This window comes from Pseudovibrio sp. JE062 (assembly GCF_000156235.1).
GTDB lineage: Bacteria > Pseudomonadota > Alphaproteobacteria > Rhizobiales > Stappiaceae > Pseudovibrio.
The window spans coordinates 590,618-609,662 of record NZ_DS996805.1; the positions used below are offsets into that span (position 1 = coordinate 590,618).

General features: G+C 52.3%; 16 protein-coding genes and 1 tRNA gene. 10 read left to right on the forward strand and 7 right to left on the reverse strand.

Annotation, left to right across the window (positions count from 1 at the left end; translation table 11 throughout):
- Positions 1–8 precede the first annotated feature (8 nt).
- The 3 genes from secF (at position 9) to PJE062_RS02525 (ending at position 2,381) form a co-directional block, all read left to right on the forward strand.
- Positions 9–950, forward strand: coding sequence for a protein translocase subunit SecF (gene secF / locus PJE062_RS26835; RefSeq protein ID WP_008546498.1), 942 nt, complete (start codon positions 9–11; stop codon positions 948–950).
- Positions 951–1,096: 146 nt separating this feature from the next.
- The gene (locus PJE062_RS02520) at positions 1,097–1,501 is read left to right on the forward strand and encodes an Mth938-like domain-containing protein (protein WP_008547226.1); all 405 of its coding nucleotides are present in this window, start codon (positions 1,097–1,099) and stop codon (positions 1,499–1,501) included.
- Between the two features lie 19 nt (positions 1,502–1,520).
- Positions 1,521–2,381: a phytoene/squalene synthase family protein gene (locus PJE062_RS02525; protein WP_008546715.1), complete on the forward strand. Its 861-nt coding sequence runs from the start codon at positions 1,521–1,523 to the stop codon at positions 2,379–2,381.
- A 53-nt stretch (positions 2,382–2,434) separates the two neighbouring features.
- On the opposite strand, the gene trmFO is transcribed toward PJE062_RS02525, so the two are convergent.
- Positions 2,435–3,832 carry a methylenetetrahydrofolate--tRNA-(uracil(54)-C(5))-methyltransferase (FADH(2)-oxidizing) TrmFO gene (gene trmFO, locus PJE062_RS02530; RefSeq protein ID WP_083793196.1) on the reverse strand — a complete coding sequence of 466 codons (1,398 nt, stop codon included), beginning with the start codon at positions 3,830–3,832 and terminating at the stop codon, positions 2,435–2,437.
- A 235-nt stretch (positions 3,833–4,067) separates the two neighbouring features.
- Between trmFO and PJE062_RS02535 the strand changes: the two genes are divergently transcribed.
- The gene (locus tag PJE062_RS02535) at positions 4,068–4,652 is read left to right on the forward strand and encodes a hypothetical protein (RefSeq protein ID WP_208982109.1); all 585 of its coding nucleotides are present in this window, start codon (positions 4,068–4,070) and stop codon (positions 4,650–4,652) included.
- A gap of 671 nt (positions 4,653–5,323) precedes the next feature.
- Here PJE062_RS02535 and uvrA read toward each other — a convergent pair.
- Positions 5,324–8,203, reverse strand: coding sequence for an excinuclease ABC subunit UvrA (gene uvrA, locus PJE062_RS02540; RefSeq protein ID WP_208982145.1), 2,880 nt, complete (start codon positions 8,201–8,203; stop codon positions 5,324–5,326).
- A 454-nt stretch (positions 8,204–8,657) separates the two neighbouring features.
- Between uvrA and PJE062_RS02545 the strand changes: the two genes are divergently transcribed.
- Entirely contained in the window at positions 8,658–9,206 is a 549-nt protein-coding gene (locus PJE062_RS02545) for a single-stranded DNA-binding protein (protein WP_008546543.1), read from the forward strand.
- Between the two features lie 219 nt (positions 9,207–9,425).
- Here PJE062_RS02545 and PJE062_RS02550 read toward each other — a convergent pair.
- Positions 9,426–9,500 (reverse strand) — tRNA-Glu (locus tag PJE062_RS02550).
- 191 nt (positions 9,501–9,691) lie between these two features.
- A complete protein-coding gene (locus tag PJE062_RS02555; RefSeq protein ID WP_008546614.1) occupies positions 9,692–10,132 on the reverse strand; it encodes a VOC family protein in 441 nt (146 codons plus the stop codon).
- 415 nt (positions 10,133–10,547) lie between these two features.
- Here PJE062_RS02555 and PJE062_RS02560 point away from each other — a divergent pair, with 415 nt between their 5' ends.
- Both PJE062_RS02560 and PJE062_RS02565 read left to right on the forward strand, forming a co-directional pair.
- Entirely contained in the window at positions 10,548–11,129 is a 582-nt protein-coding gene (locus PJE062_RS02560) for a cold-shock protein (protein ID WP_008546686.1), read from the forward strand.
- A 27-nt stretch (positions 11,130–11,156) separates the two neighbouring features.
- A complete protein-coding gene (locus PJE062_RS02565) occupies positions 11,157–11,684 on the forward strand; it encodes a DUF192 domain-containing protein (protein ID WP_208982110.1) in 528 nt (175 codons plus the stop codon).
- Positions 11,685–11,745: 61 nt separating this feature from the next.
- On the opposite strand, the gene galE is transcribed toward PJE062_RS02565, so the two are convergent.
- The 3 genes from galE to PJE062_RS02580 all read right to left on the reverse strand — a co-directional run bounded on the left by galE (position 11,746) and on the right by PJE062_RS02580 (position 14,495).
- Positions 11,746–12,735: a UDP-glucose 4-epimerase GalE gene (gene galE / locus PJE062_RS02570; protein WP_083793197.1), complete on the reverse strand. Its 990-nt coding sequence runs from the start codon at positions 12,733–12,735 to the stop codon at positions 11,746–11,748.
- 81 nt (positions 12,736–12,816) lie between these two features.
- Positions 12,817–13,749 (reverse strand): cation diffusion facilitator family transporter, encoded by a 933-nt coding sequence (locus tag PJE062_RS02575; protein WP_008547303.1) that lies wholly within the window; start codon positions 13,747–13,749, stop codon positions 12,817–12,819.
- A gap of 113 nt (positions 13,750–13,862) precedes the next feature.
- Positions 13,863–14,495, reverse strand: coding sequence for a MarC family protein (locus PJE062_RS02580; RefSeq protein ID WP_008546602.1), 633 nt, complete (start codon positions 14,493–14,495; stop codon positions 13,863–13,865).
- A gap of 435 nt (positions 14,496–14,930) precedes the next feature.
- Between PJE062_RS02580 and gyrA the strand changes: the two genes are divergently transcribed.
- From gyrA to coaD, 3 genes are all read left to right on the forward strand, one after another.
- Positions 14,931–17,621 (forward strand): DNA gyrase subunit A, encoded by a 2,691-nt coding sequence (gene gyrA / locus PJE062_RS02585; RefSeq protein WP_371256223.1) that lies wholly within the window; start codon positions 14,931–14,933, stop codon positions 17,619–17,621.
- Between the two features lie 63 nt (positions 17,622–17,684).
- On the forward strand, positions 17,685–18,215 hold the full coding sequence (locus PJE062_RS02590) for a DUF2199 domain-containing protein (protein WP_198136811.1): 531 nt from the start codon (positions 17,685–17,687) through the stop codon (positions 18,213–18,215).
- 148 nt (positions 18,216–18,363) lie between these two features.
- A complete protein-coding gene (gene coaD, locus PJE062_RS02595; RefSeq protein ID WP_037035826.1) occupies positions 18,364–18,867 on the forward strand; it encodes a pantetheine-phosphate adenylyltransferase in 504 nt (167 codons plus the stop codon).
- Positions 18,868–19,045: the final 178 nt, after the last annotated feature.

Sequence of the window (19,045 nt, forward strand, 5' to 3'; positions counted from 1 at the left end):
CATGCTTTATGAAACTTCTTAGACTTGTTCCGGAGCAGACCAATTTCCGCTTTATGCATTGGCGGGTGTTGAGCTTCCCGTTTTCTGGAATTACAGCAGTTCTTTCCATCGTTCTGTTCCTGACAGTCGGCCTGAACTACGGCATCGACTTCAAGGGCGGTACACTGATTGAACTGCAGTCCACAAACGGTCCTGCTAACCTTTCTGAAATTCGCCGGACCCTTGGTGGTCTCAATCTGGGTGATGTTCAGGTTCAGGAATTCGGTAGTCCTACCGAAGTTCTGATCCGCATTGAATCTCAGGGCGAAGGTGAAAGTGCACAGCAGGATGTGGTTGAAAATGTTCGCAGTGCTTTCACTGATGGATACGAGTTCCGCAGAACTGAAGTGGTTGGGCCACGTGTTTCCGGTGAGCTTGCGTATGCAGGCACACTGGCGGTTGGCTCTGCGCTGCTGATGATCATGTTCTACATCTGGTTCCGCTTTGAATGGCAGTTCGCAGTTGGCGCGATCATCACAACGTTCAACGATATTCTGCTGACGGTTGGTTTGTTTGCGATACTACAGCTGGACTTTACGCTGTCCAGTATCGCGGCGGTGCTGACGATCATCGGTTACTCACTCAACGATACGGTGGTTGTTTATGACCGTATTCGTGAGAACCTGCGTCGCTACAAGCGTCTTTCTCTGGAAGAGCTGCTTGATAAGTCCATCAACGAGACCTTGTCCCGTACAACAATGACATCTGTCACCACCTTGCTGGCACTGTTTGCGTTGTACTTCCTGGGCGGTGAAGTGATCCAGTCCTTTGTACTGGCGATGATCTTCGGTATCGTGATCGGTACTTACTCTTCCATCTTCCTTGCTTCTCCGCTGCTGATGCTCATGAAGCTTCGCACCAGCGTGTTTGACAAGAAAGACGACGAGACATCTCCTGCAAAATCCGCTTAACTTGCGGAAACAGCTAGAGTTTTAGATGGGGCTGACTACAGTTGTGGTCAGCCCCATTTTCTATTGGACATTCTTTCGCGTGTAATTAAACAGAAGGCTATCATTTAGCGCGTATACTGGGCCAAAACAGCCCATCGGAGGTCATTATGGGAAAACGCGGTGAGCCTTTGGAGGTGCGGGATGCGCATTATCCGAGCATGGTTCAGATCGATGCCTACGGAAATGGCGGATTTCGATTTGCCGATATGTCCCATCGTGGTTCTTTGATGTGCGTGCCTTCCGGCGTGTATGGCTGGGAGCCTAAGACCTTTGAGGAAATCACCGACGAAGCGCTGGAGCAGGTGCTTCAGGAATCTGATGGTATTGAAGTGCTGTTGATTGGTGCTGGTGATGAGTTGAAGCCGTTCCCGGAGGCCCGCAAGGCGCCGTTCCGCGAGAAAGGCATTATGGTCGATAGCATGTCCACCGGTGCTGCTGTGCGCACTTACAATGTGCTGCTTGGTGAAGACCGGGCCGTGGCCGCTGTTTTTATTGCCGTTGAAAATACCTGAATGAGCATGGGACCCAGCTATGAGCCAGGCCTATAACTACTGCAATGACTTCGTAAAACGCTTCTCATACGAGCGTTACTTGAGCACGCTTTACGCGCCGATCACTGCGCGTCCGAGCCTGATTGCGCTTTATGCGTTTGCCTGTGAGATTGCGCGGATCCGTGAGCTGGTGAATGAGCCGATGCCCGGTGAGATCCGGCTGCAATGGTGGCATGATGCGCTAAGTGGTACCGACCACGGCGATGTGATGCACAATCCGGTGGCGCAGGCGATCATCGAGACCATCGAACATCACAAATTGCCGCGCGAGCCGTTCCTTAATCTGATCTCAGCGCGCCGGTTTGATCTTTACTCCGATCCGATGCCAACTGTGAATGATCTGGAAGGGTATTGCGGTGAGACCAGTTCTGCGCTGGTTCTGCTTGCCTCTATGATTCTGAGTGGCAAGCCTGCTGATCGTCAGGTCTCTGATGCGTGCGGTCATGGCGGTGTGGCTTATGCCATGTCTGGCCTGATGCAGACACTGGCATGGCAGGCGTCTCGTCACCAGCAGTTCGTTCCTAAGGAAGTTCTAGATCGTCATGATGTGGATCCAAACGCGTTGAAGGGCAACCGATCTGATGATGGTGTCTGGGCTGTGTTTGAGGAAATGGTTGAGCTGAGCCGGAAACATCTGGATGATTGCGAAGAGGCTCTGGAAGGGATTGATAAGTCTGTTCTGCCAGCGTTTTTGCCGGTGTTTCAGGTGGAGCTGTTCTTTAATGAGGCGGATAAGGATAGTTTTGAGCCGCTGCAGGTTTGTGGTGGTGCTCCACATATTCGGCGGATGTGGCATATGTGGCGCACATCGCGCCGTCTTGCCAGATTGTCCCGCAAATAGAAAAAGGCCGGAATTTCCGGCCTTCTTTGTATCTTGTGCTAGGTGTTTGGCCTTTATACGGTCGCAACCCAAGCTTTGAAATCATCCAGACCACGCTTGGCCATGACCTGCTTTTTCAGGCGGGTCTTTTCCTTACCGCGCAGACGTTTGCCTTCCGGATGCTTTGGCATCTCATCCAGAGGTGGCAGCAGGCCGAAATTGATGTTCATCGGCTGGAAAGAGCGCGGGCCTGAACCATCTTCACGATCGATGTGGCCACCGGTGATGTGGTTGATGATCGCGCCACAAGCGGTTGTTGCAGGTGGTGGTGCGATGTCCGTGCCAAGAGCTTGGTGAGCTGCGAACAGGCCGGTCATGCAGCCGACAGCAGTGGATTCAACATAACCTTCACACCCAGTGATCTGACCTGCAAAGCGTATATGCGGCAGAGCCTTGAGGCGCATTTGCTCATCAAGCAGACGCGGTGAGTTGAGGAAGGTGTTGCGGTGCAGACCGCCAAGGCGTGCGAACTGAGCGTCTTCCAGACCCGGGATCATGCGGAAGATTTCGGACTGTGCGCCGTACTTCAGTTTGGTCTGGAACCCAACCATGTTGTAGAGCGTACCCAGAGCATTATCCTGACGCAGCTGAACAACTGCATAGGCCTTGATGTCTGGCTGGTGCGCATTGGTCAGCCCCATTGGCTTCATCGGGCCATGGCGCAGGGTTTCCCGGCCACGTTCCGCCATGACTTCGATAGGCAGACAGCCGTCAAAGTATGGGGTGTTTTCTTCCCATTCCTTGAAGGAGGTTTTCTCGCCGCCGATCAATGCGTCGATGAAGGCTTCATACTGCTCTTTGTCCATCGGGCAGTTGATGTAGTCTTTACCAGTGCCGCCCGGACCAACTTTGTCGTAGCGCGACTGGTACCACGCCTTGTCCATATTGATGGACTCGGTGTGGATGATCGGTGCGATTGCATCAAAGAAGGCGAGGGAGTCTTCGCCGGTTGCTTTCAGGATCTGTTCGGAGAGTGCCGGAGAGGTCAGCGGGCCGGTCGCCAGAATAACCTGACCGATGTCAGCTGATGGAATCTCGGTCACTTCTTCGCGGATGATCTCGACGTTCTCATGGGCTTCCAGCGCTGCCTGGACTGCTTCGGAAAAACCATCACGATCCACGGCGAGCGCGCCGCCGGCAGGTACCTTGTTGGCATCTGCGGATTTCATGATTAGGGAGCCAGCTGCGCGCAATTCTGCGTGGAGCAGGCCAACAGCGTTGTTTTCAGCATCGTCAGAACGGAATGAGTTGGAGCACACCAGTTCTGCCAGGCCGTCTGTTTTGTGAGCGTCGGTCTCACGGGTCGGGCGCATTTCGTGCAGAACGACCTTGAGGCCTTTTTCTGCAATCTGCCATGCTGCTTCGGAGCCTGCCAGGCCACCACCAACCACGTGTATGGGTTGCTTCGTCATTTCCTATCCAATCGACTGGGCTTCTGTTGCGCTAAAGCGTCCATGGAAGCCTAAGTGTTTATCGCTTGCGAATTGCTTAGCCTCTGAACTTGCTCAGTTCAATCATTTAGGCCATCAATCTTCCATGGTTGTGCAAAGTGATTCACATAAACACATGTATTTTTCAAATAAGAAATTCAAGAAGGTTTCTCGGGGCTTAGTGCTTACGATTGCTGCAGTTGGGCTAAGTGCCTGCATGAGCCAGATTAATCGGCCGGCGAGCACCTGGTATGCGCAGATGGGCGGTATCGAAAATAAGGGTGACACACTTTACATCTGCCACGGATTTGGATGCGAGTATCGCACTGCTGTTACCTTTAGTCAGAAAGACCAGCGCCGCCTTCGCGCCATCCTGAAGCGGGGCAGTCGTAGCCCGGAGGCAGAGCGCGCCGCAATTTCCAAGGCGGTGCAGTGGCAAGAAAAGCGTGTGGGGCCTGTGGTTGGCTCATCCAACGATATTGGCGGGCTGGACATGAGCAACGGTAATGTCCGCGGACAGATGGATTGCATTGATGAGGCGACCAACACCACAAGTTTGTTGGCTTATGCCGGTTCGCAAGGGTGGTTGAAGTACCACCGTGTTGCGCGTCCGGCTTCCCGAGGCTTCTTCTTTGATGGCAAGTACCCGCATGCATCTGCTGTTGTTGTTGATACCACCACGGATGTTCCGTGGGTGGTGGACAGCTGGCGTTTGAGTAACGGTGAACCGCCTGACATTTTGCATATGTCCAGATGGTTGACGATGACCAGTGCGGATCTGATGAAGCCTGTGACCAAGTAAGTCTGGTTCAATCTCAAAACTACGAGCAAGAGAATGAGGGCGTATCAGTACAGCTGATGCGCTTTTCTTTATTGCGTGCTGGTTTTGGAGGTTACTTGGGCGATCAGTGAAAAACAGGGCCCTAAAACAGCTAACGCCCGTCGATGGGAGGAACGACGGGCGAAGCTAGTAAACAGAGAACTGGGAGGAAATCTCTGTTTTGAAACCATCAAGCGGCTTGGGAGGAGGTGCCACTTGAGGATTGTATGTTAGGCTGCCGAGGTTTGATTGGGAGGAGTTCCTCAGCGGCCTTGAGTTGGTTTATACAAAAGACTTTCCGATTGTGCATCACATCATTTCGCATGTCCGATATGCAAAAAATGCATGGCATTGTGGCGAATGATGGCGCTAACACTCCTCAAAACGACATAAATGCCAAGAAGTGCGATTGTGCGTCGCAGCAATTTTGTGACCTGCGGCACAAATCTGCATACCTGAAAAGCTGAAAGGCCGGTTTTCAGGCACTTAGAGCTAAAAATTTAATCATATTTCAAGGAGTAAGGCTCTTTGAGCTGATGCTGCAGACAAAAGCGAGCGCATTGGAAGCTTATGCCATTGGGGTGAAATGAGCGGCTCTGCGTGGGCAGAATGTGCAAAAGAAAAGGCCGGGACAGTGCCCGGCCTTTGGATAACTATTCTGCTGCGTCCAGCTTATTGGCGTTTCGTCGCTCAAACAGTTCTTTGAGGAACTGGCCGGTATAGCTTTCCGGCACTTCTGCAACGTCTCTTGGGCGACCTGTTGCCACGATGGTGCCGCCACCATCGCCGCCTTCCGGACCAAGGTCGAGAATCCAGTCAGCGGTGCGGATCACTTCCAGATTGTGTTCAATCACCAGAACCGTGTTGCCCTGATCGACGAGTTCATGAAGAACATCGAGCAGTTTGGCGACATCGTGGAAGTGCAGGCCGGTTGTTGGTTCATCCAGAATGTAAAGCGTGCGGCCCGTGGAGCGCTTGGAAAGTTCTTTCGCCAGTTTCACGCGCTGTGCTTCACCACCTGACAATGTGGTTGCCTGTTGGCCAACCTTGATGTAGCCGAGACCAACGCGGGCGAGGGTTTCCATTTTATCGCGGATGGATGGCACGGCGGAGAAGAAGCCTGCTGCTTCCTCAACAGTCATGTCCAGCACATCTGCAATGGATTTGCCCTTGAACTGAACTTCCAGCGTCTCGCGATTGTAGCGTTTGCCTTTACATACATCGCAGGTGACGTAAACATCCGGCAGGAAGTGCATCTCAATCTTGATGACACCGTCACCCTGACACGCCTCACAGCGTCCGCCTTTCACATTGAAGGAGAAGCGGCCCGGTGCGTAACCACGTGCTTTTGCTTCCGGCATGCCTGCGAACCACTCACGGATCGGCGTGAAGGCACCAGTGTAGGTGGCTGGGTTGGAGCGCGGCGTTCTGCCGATTGGAGACTGGTCGATGTCGATAACCTTATCCAGTCGCTCCAGACCTTCAATGCGGTCATGTGGGGCAGGGTTATCGCGCGCTCCGTTGAGACGGCGAGCGGTTGCCTTGTAGACTGTATCGATCAGGAAGGTGGACTTGCCGCCACCGGACACACCTGTCACACAGGTGAATGTACCGAGTGGGATGCTTGCGTCGACTTCTTTCAGGTTGTTGCCGCGGGCGCCAAAGACCTTGATCTGGCGGTTCTTGTCGATCTTGCGCGGCTCGTCCGGCTGAGGGATGCTCATTTTGCCGGAGAGGTACTTGCCAGTGAGAGAGGCCGGGTTGGCCATCACTTCTTCCGGTGTGCCTTGTGCAACCACCTGGCCACCGTGGATACCTGCGCCCGGTCCCACATCCACCACATGGTCAGCTGTGAGAACGGCGTCTTCGTCGTGTTCTACCACGATGACAGTGTTGCCTAGGTTGCGCAGGTGCTTCAGCGTTTCCAGCAGACGTGCGTTGTCGCGCTGGTGGAGGCCAATGGATGGTTCGTCCAGAACATAAAGAACACCGGTGAGGCCAGAGCCAATCTGAGATGCCAGACGGATACGCTGGCTTTCACCGCCTGACAGAGTGCCGGAGGAGCGGTCCATGGAAAGATACTCAAGACCAACGTCATTGAGGAACTTCAGGCGCTCACGGATTTCTTTCAGGATGCGATAGGCGATCTCGTTCTGCTTGTCGGAGAGCTTCTCTTCGATGCTGGAGAACCAGTCGTGCGCTGTTTTGATGGAGAGTGCGGTGATCTCGCCGATGTGACGGTCTGCAATCTTCACGCACAGCGCTTCTGGTTTCAGTCGGTAGCCGTTACAGGCATCACAGGCGTGGTCTGACTGATAACGGGACAGCTCATCGCGCACCATCTGGGAATCGGTTTCACGCCAGCGGCGTTCGATGTTGCCGACGACGCCCTCAAACGGTTTTTCGGTTTTGTAGGAACGGGTGCCGTCATCATAGACAAACTGCACTTTGGTTTTGCCCGTGCCAAACAGGACCGCATTGCGGAAATCTTCTGGCAGTTCCTTCCAGGCTTTGGTCATTGGCTGCTTGTAGTGCTTGGCCAATGCTTCCAGGGTCTGGGTGTAATATGGAGAGGTGGAACCGGTTTTCGACCACGGCAGGATTGCGCCGCCGCGCAAAGACAAAGACTGATCCGGCACAACAAGTTCAGCTTCAAACGCCAGTTTAGTGCCCAGACCATCACAGGTTGGGCAGGCGCCGAACGGATTGTTGAATGAAAACAGACGCGGTTCAATCTCAGGAATCGTAAAGCCGGAGATCGGACAGGCAAACTTTTCGGAAAAGACGATTTGCTTGGCTTTGCCCTTTTCGTCCTTCTGATCAGCAAACTCAATTGTTGCCAGACCTTCAGCCAGTTCCAGAGCAGTCTCCAGAGAATCTGCAAGGCGGCCAGTCATGTCTTCACGCACGACAACACGGTCAACGACCACATCAATGTCATGCTTGAACTTCTTGTCCAGTGCTGGGGCATCCGCGATTTCGTAGTACTCGCCATCAATTTTGACGCGTTGGAAGCCCTTTTTCATGAGCTCGGCGAGCTCTTTTCTATACTCCCCCTTGCGGCCGCGCACGATTGGAGCCAACAAGTAAAGACGTGTGCCTTCGTCCAGCATCAGGACGCGATCGACCATTTGAGAGACGGTCTGGCTTTCGATAGGAAGGCCAGTTGCCGGGGAATATGGGATACCGACACGCGCAAACAAAAGGCGCATGTAGTCGTATATCTCAGTCACCGTGCCCACGGTGGAGCGTGGGTTTTTGGAGGTTGTCTTCTGCTCGATGGAAATGGCGGGAGACAAGCCGTCGATCTGATCAACGTCCGGTTTCTGCATCATTTCAAGGAACTGGCGGGCGTAAGCGCTCAGGCTTTCAACGTAGCGGCGCTGCCCTTCAGCGTAGATGGTATCAAAGGCAAGGGAGGATTTGCCTGAGCCGGACAGGCCGGTCATGACGATCAGGCTATCGCGTGGAAGGTCCAGATCCACATTTTTCAAGTTATGTTCGCGAGCGCCGCGTACAGTAATCTGCTTCATTAGATCAGCGCGCGTGGAATTGTTTTCGATGTCATGTGTTGGCGACTTCGCCATGGAACTGTCCTTTATCACGGATGCCGAGTTCGCATATAAAAAGCAAAACAGGTCAGGGCGCGATCCTCAAAATGAAGGAGAATGTGCGCTGGAAATCAGGTGGAACATAAACGGAACAATTTTAAGGGGCAAGCCTTTTTGAGTTCGCTCTCGGAAAATTGTCCTTTAGAAAAATTGAGAGTTGAACTTGGCGGTTTCACAAGGCATTGTACTGGAACAAATATAGAACGAGTGGAGAGCCTTGCTTCCTGACGCCTGATATTCAAAGGGAAAGCCTCGGAAATGTGGACAACCAGGGCCGCTTTGCGAAAGCCTGTTTGATTTGTAGAGCGCGGAGCATAGGTTACTTGCCAACTTAACCTGCTCAGCTATGAGTTGGTTCAGATTTAGGAGTAATTCAATGGCCGGTAGCGTCAATAAAGTCATTTTGGTTGGAAACTTGGGCGCAGATCCGGAAATTCGCCGTACGCAGGATGGTCGTCCGATCGTCAACTTGCGTATCGCGACTTCCGAAAGCTGGCGTGATCGCAACAGCGGCGAGCGCCGTGAGCGCACTGAATGGCACCGCGTTGTTGTGTTTAATGAAGGCCTTGCAAAGGTTGCTGAACAGTACCTGCGCAAAGGTTCCAAAGTTTACATCGAAGGCCAGCTGCAGACCCGCAAATGGCAGGACCAGAGCGGTCAGGACAAATATTCTACCGAGATTGTTCTGCAGGGTTTCAATTCTACGTTGACCATGCTTGATGGTCGCGGTGAAGGCGGCGGTATGGGTGGCCAGGGTGGTCAGTCCGGCGGCGGCTTTGGCGGCGGCGGTGGTGGTGGCTACGACCAGGGCGGCGGCTTTGGTGGCGGTGGCAACCAGGGCGGCGGCTTCGGCGGAAGCGGCGGCGGTGGACAGGCTCCATCCGGCGGTTTCGGCGGCGGAATGGACGACGAAATCCCGTTCTAAGCCAAGCGCATTATTCATTAAGGCCCGGTGTGAGTGTGAGCTCATTGCCGGGCTTTTTTGTTTTTGGCAGTTTATGAGAGTGCGCAGCTTCTCTCAGCTTGGGAGCTGATAGAGTTAGGCTTGCAGGGTAGGAAGTCGCTAGATCAGAGACGCTTTGTATGCATTTATGCAGACGAAGCCATTTGCTTGCAGATCTTATCACAATGTAAGGAAGAGAAATGGCACGCCCAAGGGGAATCGAACCCCTGTTTCCGCCGTGAAAGGGCGGCGTCCTAACCGCTAGACGATGGGCGCACTCTACAGCGTTTCGCCGTGTGGCGCGCTGTGTGAGGAGGCTTATAGGTTTTCACTAGGATAATGTCTAGTGCTTAAAATTTTATAATTCAAACAATCCACAAATATGAGGATGGCATATACATTTCTTAATTATGCTTTGATTTCAGCGCCTCAATGCTGATTGAGGCGCTGCATCAGATCCTCCGGGATTACCAGCTTCCGGTGTTGCCCATGGAGAGCCATGGTTCGGCTGGCTTAAGATTTGCGCCTTTTTGCAGCAGTTCGATGGAAATGCCGTCTGGAGAAACGATGAATGCCATGCGGCCATCACGTGGCGGGCGGTTGATGGTGATGCCTGCTGCCTGCAGTTTTTCGCAGGTCTCATAGATGTTATCGACTTCATAGGCAAGGTGGCCGAAGTTGCGGCCGCCGGTGTATTCTTCCGGATCCCAGTTGTAAGTCAGTTCCAGCGCAGGAGCAGAAGAGGCGTTGAAGGCTTCTTTATCTTCAGGTGCAGCAAGGAACACCAAGGTGAAGCGGCCTGCTTCGCTTTCATGGCGGCGTACTTCTTCCAGTCCAAAGATTGTGCAGTAGAAGTTGAGTGACTCATCCAGATTTTTAACCCGGACCATGGTGTGTAGATAACGCATGTCGAACTCTTTCTTATATGGGGTGGCTTTCAGAACAGGAGCCAGCGGAGGTTGAAGTTGAGCGAAGCTAGCGTGAAAAATGATAAAGGGAAAGGGTGCCTAGTATTTCTGATTTGGGAATATACAAGGTGCGCTTCGCAATAGTGTGTATCCGATGATGTGGTGGGCTTTTGAAAGTAACACGGGGTTTCATGGGATAAAATCTTCAGTAGTGTTAGCTATACCCCCTCCAAACTTCAGGTAAATGGTGTTGATAGGACAACACTAACCAAATCAATGGGGGATCATTTAGCTCTTTGTTAATTTTTTACCTTCTTGGCGTCGGGCGTGATGATATTCTTTTCGTGGAATCAAGTGGCGTTCGGTTCTGAATGGACGCTACATTTCAGATGCGGCAAATTTCGGGGCATTCATCATGGTGGTAAAAACGGCGCCTCAGGTAGGCTCTGTCGAGGACCTGGTTGACGATACAGCCTTAGATGTTCTTCAGGTAGCAGGAACAATCAAGTGGTTTGATATTGGGAAAGGCTATGGTTTTGTAGAGCCGGAAGACGATCTGCCTGACGTCTTGCTGCATGTTACATGCTTGCGCAGAGACGGGTATCAGACTGCCTATGAGGGTGCTCGCGTTGTTTGCGAGGTCTTAAATCGTCCACGTGGTTTGCAGGCGATGCGCATTCTTTCCATGGATGAAAGCTATGCGGTTCATCCATCACAGCTGCCGCCATCCCGCACTCATGTTCAGGTCACTCCAGAGGGTAGCTTTGTTGAGGCTGAGGTGAAGTGGTTTAACCGTGTTAAAGGCTTTGGCTTCCTGACACGCGGTGAAGGCACGGAAGATATCTTTATTCATATGGAAACTCTGCGCCGCTTTGGTATCACTGAGTTGCGTCCGGGCCAGAAGGTTCAGGTGCGCTTTGGTGATGGTCCAAAAGGCAAGATGGCTGCAGAGGTTCGCCCTGTTGGAAATGGCACACATATTCCAGCATCGCACTAAAGAGATCTGTTTGATCAGATCACAATATTGAGATTTGCCGATTTCAAGCCCTTGGTGACTTGCCAAGGGTTTTTCTTTGCCTCAAAGCTTAAAGAAAAGAGATTCAGAGCGAGCGGTATGACGGTTCTTCGATTAGCTTTTCTAGTATTATTAATGGGTGTGACAACGGCGTTTTCAGCAGGTATGCGAACTGAAACGGTTGAGGTCCGTAGCGATAACGAGACACACGAATTTCAGGTTGAAGTGGCCGAGACGGCTGATGACAGGGCGCAGGGGCTGATGGGGCGGACTGATCTGAAGCTAGATCAGGGAATGCTGTTTATCTTTCCGCAATCGGGTCTTCAGTACTTCTGGATGAAGAACACGCCGACTTCGCTCGATATCATCTTTATTGGCTCTGATTATAAGATCAAAAGCATTGCAGCGAATACGGTGCCATTCTCCGAGGAAGTTATCCCTTCTGGATTGCCTGCTAAATATGTGCTGGAAATTCTGGCGGGCCGAGCAGCTGAGCTTGGGATCAAACCTGGAGATCAGGTTATTCGCATTCCATAAGACTGTTTGAACTCGCTGAAACAAAAAAGGTGCCGACTGAGAATTTCAGTCGGCATTTTTGTTAGAGGCTGTTTTTGAACTGGAGTTTCTTTTCCCAGTCCAGCGCGTGCTTCACGATTGTCGGCAGATCATCGAACTGTGGCTTCCAGTCCAGATTGCTCATGATCCGGGAGTTGTCGGCCACCACTTTGGGGGAGTCACCTGCGCGGCGTGGTTCTTTTTTGACCTCAAAGTTTACGTCGGATACGGCTTTCACAGCGTCAATTACCTGGAGTACGGAATAGCCGTCGCCGTAACCAGCGTTCATGACGATGCTATCGCCGCCATCGCGCAGGCGCTTGAGGGCGAGGTAGTGAGCGCTTGCGAGGTCGGACACATGGATGTAGTCGCGCACGCCGGTGCCGTCGGGAGTGTCGAAATCGTCACCAAAAATGCCGAGATGAGTGCGCTTGCCGAGTGCTGCTTCGCAGGCAACCTTGATCAGGTGTGTCGCGTTCTTGGTTGATTGTCCTGTGCGACCTTCAGGGTCGGCTCCTGCCACGTTGAAGTAGCGTAATGCGGTGTATTTGAAGTCATGTGCAGAGGCGGTGTCGCGCAGCATGAGCTCTGTCATTAGCTTTGAAGTGCCGTAAGGGCTTAAGGGGGTTAGGGGCGCATCTTCGGAAACCGGAATAACTTCCGGATCCCCATAAACTGCGGCCGTAGAAGAGAAGATGAAGTGCTTGATGCCATTCTTCACGCAGGCTTCAATCAGTGTGCGTGAAGCTGCCGTGTTATTATTATAGTATTTCAATGGGTTAGAGACGGATTCTGGTACAATAATTGAGCCGGCGAAGTGAATAACTGCCGTGATATCATGATTGCGGAAAATCGTCTGGAGCAAATCAAGATCTGTGATCTCACCTTCGTAAAGCTTAGCACTCTGCGGTATTGCCCAGTCAAAGCCAGTGGACAGGTTGTCGATGACAACGAAGTCCTCTTTGGCATCGTGAAGGCACCACGTCATATGGCTTCCAATATATCCGCAGCCGCCTGTTACAAGTATGGTCATTGTCTGCTCCAAGACTCTCAAAATAGGTGTGTTTCATAGAGCGCTTCCTGTCGGATCTCTATGCAAAAGAATTGGTCTTGATTATTCGCCCTCAAGAATCTGATGGTCACGTGCGGCCTGTACTTCCAGGAAGACGCGTCCGATCACAGGGTGGGCGCGTTTGATTGTGTCTTCCAGCGAGAAGATGACTTCCTCAACTGCACCTGCGGTGAGCGCGTCTTCAAAGTCCAGTGATGCTGCAAGGAGAACGTCGTTCGGGCCAAGGTGCAGTGTGCGGATTTCGTTGACGCCTTTGATGGCTGATGGTGCGTTCAGGATCTCGCGAACGGATGCTACGAGCTCGTCAGAAGCGCTTTCGCCGATGAGGAGGCCTTTGGTTTCAAGGGCGAGCACGAAGGCTGTGCCTGCAAGAATAAGGCCGATGACGACTGATGCCGCACCGTCCAGCCATACGATACCAAAAGTTTGAGCACCCCAGATGCCGCCAAGAGCAACAAGAAGGCCCAGCATTGCGGCGGTGTCTTCAAACAGAACGGTGAAGACCGTTGGGTCTTTGCTGTCGCGCACCGCTGTCATGAATGGGCGTTTGCCTTTGGTTTTCTGGAATTCTTTGAACGCGACCATCCAGGCCCAACCTTCGAAGATGATAGCAAGACCCAGAACCACATAAGCGACAAATGCGGATTCGAGTGGATGTGGGTGGATGATCTTCTGGATGCCTTCGTAAAGCGAGATGCCAGCGCCGACTGCGAAGATCATGATGGCGACGACGAATGCCCAGAAGTAGATTTCGGAGCCGTAGCCAAATGGGTGTTTTTCGTCAGCAGGCTTTTCTGCGCGCTTCATGCCAAGCAGCAAGAGGCCCTGATTGCCTGTGTCGACGAGAGAGTGGATGCCTTCGGACAGCATTGCGGCTGAGCCGGTGTAAGCTGCGGCGCCAAACTTGGTGATTGAAATGAGTGTGTTGCCAGCAAGGGCGGCGAAAATGACTTTCTTGGAGCCGTGGGCAGCCATTCGAATCCTCCATAAAATACAAGGGTGACTTTACGAAGGGGATTTTGGACTTCAAGTCCTATCTCATTTTCGGGAAGGGTGCGCCCACAAGTGCTGTGGGCGCAAAGCAGTTTTTAAGAGTGCATCTCGATCAGCGAGAAGATGCCGTCTGCGACGAACTGAACGGACAGGGCCGCCAGGATCACACCGAAGAGACGGGTGATGATCAGCTGAACCGTTGAACCGAGCAGTTTGTCGATGCGTGCTGCCAGCAGGAATACGAAGAAACTGAGTGCAAGCACGGATAGGAGGACAGCGATCAGGCTCATCTGGCCTGTGAAGCCCGGTGCCTGGCCTGCGAGCAGGATGATGGCAGAGATGGTTGCCGGACCTGCAATGAGCGGAATAGCCAGCGGGAACACAGCTGTCTGAGACAGGTCTTCCTGCTCAACAACTTTTTCGGCGCTTTCAGCTTTACGCTTCTGGCGATGTTCGAACACCATCTCAGTTGCAATGATGAAGAGCAGAAGGCCGCCCGCAACCTTAAAGGCCGCTTGAGAGATGCCGAGAACTTCCAGAAGTTGGCGTCCGGCAAAGAAGAATGCCAGGAGCGTGACGCCAGAGATGATCACGGCTTTGATCGCGATCTGGCGGCGCTCAACACTGCTTGCCCCGGCGGTTACGGCCAGAAAAATCGGCGCCAGGCCAATCGGGTCAATGGTGACAAACAGCATGGCAAATGCATTGATCAGAAACTCAATGAGCATTGCGCTTTACCTTGTATGTGGGGTGGGCCCGACTTCGGGCGTTTTTACCCGCAATTCTGCGGTTCTTGAGAGGGCGCTAACAGACAATGTTGTATTTGGCAAGAGTTTGATAGGTTTTTGCACCACCTGAACTGAGCTTAGTATTTTTATGAGGGAGAGCGAGGCTTTTAAGCAACGAAACTGCGTAGAAAGGCCTAGGGACCTGCCGTGGATCAGGCCGTGGGGTAAGGTAGTTGTTATTAGGTGTCTTTTCAGGGCTTGTGGCGTTTGGTTCTGCGGTTTGAATCGGCTATAAAGGTGCGGAATTCTGACTTAAATTGATGAGAATAATCCTTGGCAGATCAGGACTTAAGTACACCACCAGGTGGCCTACCCAGCGACATTCGGCCCGTCTCTATCACAGATGAAATGAAGCGCAGCTATCTCGATTATGCGATGAGCGTGATCGTAAGTCGTGCGCTTCCCGATGTTCGTGATGGTTTGAAGCCGGTTCACCGCCGTATTCTGTATTCCATGCATGAAAACGGATATGAGTGGAACAAGCCCTACCGTAAATCCGCCCGCGTCGTTGGTGACGTTATGGGTAAGTATCACCCTCACGGTGATAGTGCGATTTATGATGCTCTTGTTCGTATGGCGCAGGATTTCTCCATGCGTCTGCCGCTCATTAACGGGCAGGGTAACTTTGGCTCGATTGACGGTGACCGTGCTGCGGCGATGCGTTACACCGAATGTCGCCTCGAAAAAGTTGCTCACACTCAGCTTTCCGATATCGACAAAGATACGGTCAACTTCCATGAGAACTACGATGGTTCCGAGCAGGAGCCTGAGGTTCTTCCGGCTCGCTATCCGAACCTTCTGGTCAATGGTGCTGGCGGTATTGCGGTTGGTATGGCGACCAATATTCCTCCGCACAACATGGGTGAGGTGATTGACGGCACGATTGCGATGATCGAGCGTCCTGAAATCACTCTGCCTGAGCTGATGGAAATCATTCCGGGCCCTGACTTCCCGACTGGCGGCATTATTCTTGGCCGTGCGGGCATCAAAGCGGCTTATGAGAATGGCCGCGGCTCCGTCATCATGCGCAGTAAGGTGGACACGGAAGAGATCCGTGCTGGCCGCATGGCGATTATCGTCTCCGAGATCCCTTATCAGGTCAACAAGTCTGCAATGATCGAAAAGATCGCGGAACTTGTGCGTGAGAAGCGTATCGAAGGCATCTCCGACATTCGCGATGAGTCTGACCGTCAGGGCATGCGCGTTGTAATTGAGCTGAAGAAGGATGCGGTCCCTGACGTTATCGTGAACCAGCTCTATCGCTATTCTCAGCTGCAGCAGAGCTTCGGCTGTAACATGGTGGCGCTGAATGGTGGTCGTCCTGAGCAGCTTGCTCTGAAAGACATGCTCAAGGCCTTCATCGCGTTCCGTGAAGAGGTTGTTGGGCGCCGTACACGCTTCCTGCTCGCGAAAGCACGTGATCGTGCGCATGTGTTGGTCGGTCTGGCTGTTGCGACTGCGAACATTGATGATGTTATTCATCTGATCCGCACTGCGCCGGATCCGGCGACTGCGCGTCGTCAACTGATGGAGCGCAACTGGCCTGCAAAAGACATTGAGCCTCTGATTCAGCTGATCGATGATCCGCGTTATGCAATTCAGGAGGATGGCACATTCAAGCTATCTGAAGATCAGGCACGCGCTATTCTGGATCTTCGCCTGCAGCGTCTGACCGCTCTGGGTCGTGATGAAATCGGCGATGAGCTGGATAAGCTTGCTGCGGAAATCAAAGACTATCTGGATATTCTGAAGAGCCGTGAGCGCATCCTTGAGATTGTTCGCACTGAGCTTGAAGAAGTTCGTGATGAGTTTGCGACACCGCGCCGGACTGAGATCACCGATGGTGGTGGTGATCTGGATGATGAAGATCTCATCCAGCGTGAAGATATGGTCGTGACCGTCTCTCACTCCGGCTACATCAAACGTGTTCCTCTGGATACTTACCGTGCACAGCGTCGTGGTGGTAAGGGCCGTTCCGGCATGCAGACGAAGGACGAGGATTTCGTAACGCGTCTGTTCGTTGCCAACACGCATACGCCAGTTCTGTTCTTCTCTTCCCGCGGTATTGCCTACAAGATGAAAGTCTGGCGTTTGCCGCTGGCTGGTCCTCAGGCACGTGGTAATGCGCTGGTGAACATGCTTCCTCTGGAGCAGGGTGAGCGCATCACGTCTATTTTGCCACTTCCTGAAAATGAGGAGACATGGGCAGAGCTGGATGTATTGTTTGCGACCAAGCGTGGCACCATTCGCCGGAACAAGCTCTCTGATTTTGCGCAGATCAATAAGAACGGCAAAATTGCGATGAAGCTGGAAGAGGGCGATGGCATTGTGAACGTGATGACGTCAACCGAAGACGATGATGTTCTTCTGACGACATCTGCGGGCATGTGTATTCGCTTCCCAACGACAGATGTGCGTGTGTTCTCCGGACGTAATTCCGTTGGTGTTCGCGGTATCAACCTTGCTGAGGGTGATCACGTTATCTCTATGACCATCCTTCGCCACTTCGACTGTGATTCAGATGAGCGTACCGCTTACCTGAAGCTTTCCCGTGCGATGAGTGGTGAAGAGGGTGCTGAGAGCGTATCCTTTGAAGATGCTGGCATGACCAAAGAGCGTTTTGAGGCAATGGACGAGAATGCAGAAGTCATTCTTACTGTTTCTGAAAACGGCTACGGTAAACGCACCAGCTCTTACGAGTACCGCACCACTGGTCGTGGGGGTAAGGGTATTGCTGCGATGACTGTGAATGATCGAAACGGTCGTCTGGTTGCTTCATTCCGCAGTGAAGAGAGTGATGAGATTATGTTGGTGACCAACGGTGGTCAGCTGATCCGTTGTCCTGTTCACGGTATCCGTGTTGCTGGCCGTTCCACGCAGGGCGTTATTGTCTTCAATACTTCTGCGGATGAAAAAGTTGTTGCAGTGGAGCGTATTAGCGAAGCTGATGATGACGAAAACGTGGAAGCGGAAGGCGTAAGCGAAGGCGGAGCCGATAATGGCGAGGCTGGAGCAGTTCCACCGGCACCTGAGGGTGACGGCGGCGAGACGCCAAGCGCTGAGTGATTTGAGAGTTCAGATGGGCAGGGAGAAATCTCTGCCCATTTTTTATTGACTTGGACTGATGATTTGTTCTGGCGAAAACAAAAAAAGTTGAGCTTTAAGTATCGTTGTGACTGCTGCGGGCAAGTGTACGATGATGCTCCCAGTGTAGCGTATGACGCTCCCTTTCCATTTTTGTGGCAGGATAAAGAAGTTCAGGAAGCTGGTCATCTGGATGCAAATCGTTGCGTTTACAAAGATGAAGATGGAGAGCACTTCTTCATTAGGGCGACGATGGACATTCCTGTACATGGGTTGCAAGAAACGTTTCTGTGGGGCCTTTGGGTTTCTGTCAGTGAAGAGAGTTTTCAGGACTACGCTTTGGATTCAGAGGAGAATTTAGAGGGAAGAGGGTACTTCGGGTATTTGGCAAACAACCTTGCTTTTTATGGGGAGACTTGCGGTCTTCCTGCCAACGTAGAACTCAGGAGTAACAACTTGCGGCCTAATGTCTTGCTGCACATTGGAGACCATGAGCTGATACGTGATCAGTATCATGGAATTAGCATCGAGAAAGCTCGGCAGATCTTCCATCTTTTCCTGCATAGGCCGTCATAATGTGATGATGCAACATACTGCCTACTCTAAATGGGCAGAAACAGCTTGAAACACTTAAGAAAAATGGGTTCAATCGCGCAAACGCCCGAGAGGTAAGTGTCATCTTCGATGCTTATTGGGGGAGGCATCTAGTGACGCGAGATATTATATGAAGCGCATTGCATTTTATCCGGGGTCCTTTGACCCTATGACGCACGGCCATCTGGATATTCTGGAGCAGTCGTTGGTTCTGGCTGATGAGGTGGTCGTTGCCATCGGTATTCAGGCCTCCAAAGCTCCGTTGTTCTCTTTTGAAGAACGGGTGGAGTTGATCCGCCTTGCTTGCGAAGAACAATTTGGCAAGGAAAATGCAGCGCGCATTCGCACTGTGTCCTTCACCGGGCTTGTTGTTGATGCAGCTCGAGAGCATGGTTCCAACATTCTGGTGCGCGGGCTTCGTGACTCGACAGATCTCAATTACGAAATGCAAATGGCTGGTATGAACGGTGCTATGGCGCCGGACATCAAGACTGTCTTTTTTCCAAGTTCGCCGGTGATGCGCCCAATTACGGCTACACTGGTGCGCCAGATTGCGAAGATGGGGGGAGATTACAGTTCGTTTGTCCCCAAGTGTGTTGAGGCCGCGCTGAAAAAGCGCTTTGAGATTGCTTAAAAACAACGCAACAGGAAAGACTGCCTATTTGATAGGGTTAGACTTTTTTAGCGCGTCGCGTTTATGTGCAATCACGCATCACCGCTAATTAGTGTTTTGTACGCGCATCTTGCTCTTCAGGTCGATTGGGGCTTAGGGCAGTGCGCTTTGGTTAAGACAAGGACAGAAATCTTGCTAC

Excerpts from the sequence above, each read along its gene's own strand:
- secF (WP_008546498.1), top strand. The coding sequence starts at position 9 with ATGAAACTTCTTAGACTTGTTCCGGAGCAGACCAATTTCCGCTTTATG.
- PJE062_RS02520 (WP_008547226.1), top strand. The coding sequence starts at position 1,097 with ATGGGAAAACGCGGTGAGCCTTTGGAGGTGCGGGATGCGCATTATCCG.
- PJE062_RS02525 (WP_008546715.1), top strand. The coding sequence starts at position 1,521 with ATGAGCCAGGCCTATAACTACTGCAATGACTTCGTAAAACGCTTCTCA.
- trmFO (WP_083793196.1), bottom strand. The coding sequence starts at position 3,832 with ATGACGAAGCAACCCATACACGTGGTTGGTGGTGGCCTGGCAGGCTCC.
- PJE062_RS02535 (WP_208982109.1), top strand. The coding sequence starts at position 4,068 with ATGAGCCAGATTAATCGGCCGGCGAGCACCTGGTATGCGCAGATGGGC.
- uvrA (WP_208982145.1), bottom strand. The coding sequence starts at position 8,203 with ATGAAGCAGATTACTGTACGCGGCGCTCGCGAACATAACTTGAAAAAT.
- PJE062_RS02545 (WP_008546543.1), top strand. The coding sequence starts at position 8,658 with ATGGCCGGTAGCGTCAATAAAGTCATTTTGGTTGGAAACTTGGGCGCA.
- PJE062_RS02555 (WP_008546614.1), bottom strand. The coding sequence starts at position 10,132 with ATGCGTTATCTACACACCATGGTCCGGGTTAAAAATCTGGATGAGTCA.
- PJE062_RS02560 (WP_008546686.1), top strand. The coding sequence starts at position 10,548 with ATGGTGGTAAAAACGGCGCCTCAGGTAGGCTCTGTCGAGGACCTGGTT.
- galE (WP_083793197.1), bottom strand. The coding sequence starts at position 12,735 with ATGACCATACTTGTAACAGGCGGCTGCGGATATATTGGAAGCCATATG.
- PJE062_RS02575 (WP_008547303.1), bottom strand. The coding sequence starts at position 13,749 with ATGGCTGCCCACGGCTCCAAGAAAGTCATTTTCGCCGCCCTTGCTGGC.
- PJE062_RS02580 (WP_008546602.1), bottom strand. The coding sequence starts at position 14,495 with ATGCTCATTGAGTTTCTGATCAATGCATTTGCCATGCTGTTTGTCACC.
- gyrA (WP_371256223.1), top strand. The coding sequence starts at position 14,931 with ATGAGCGTGATCGTAAGTCGTGCGCTTCCCGATGTTCGTGATGGTTTG.
- coaD (WP_037035826.1), top strand. The coding sequence starts at position 18,364 with ATGAAGCGCATTGCATTTTATCCGGGGTCCTTTGACCCTATGACGCAC.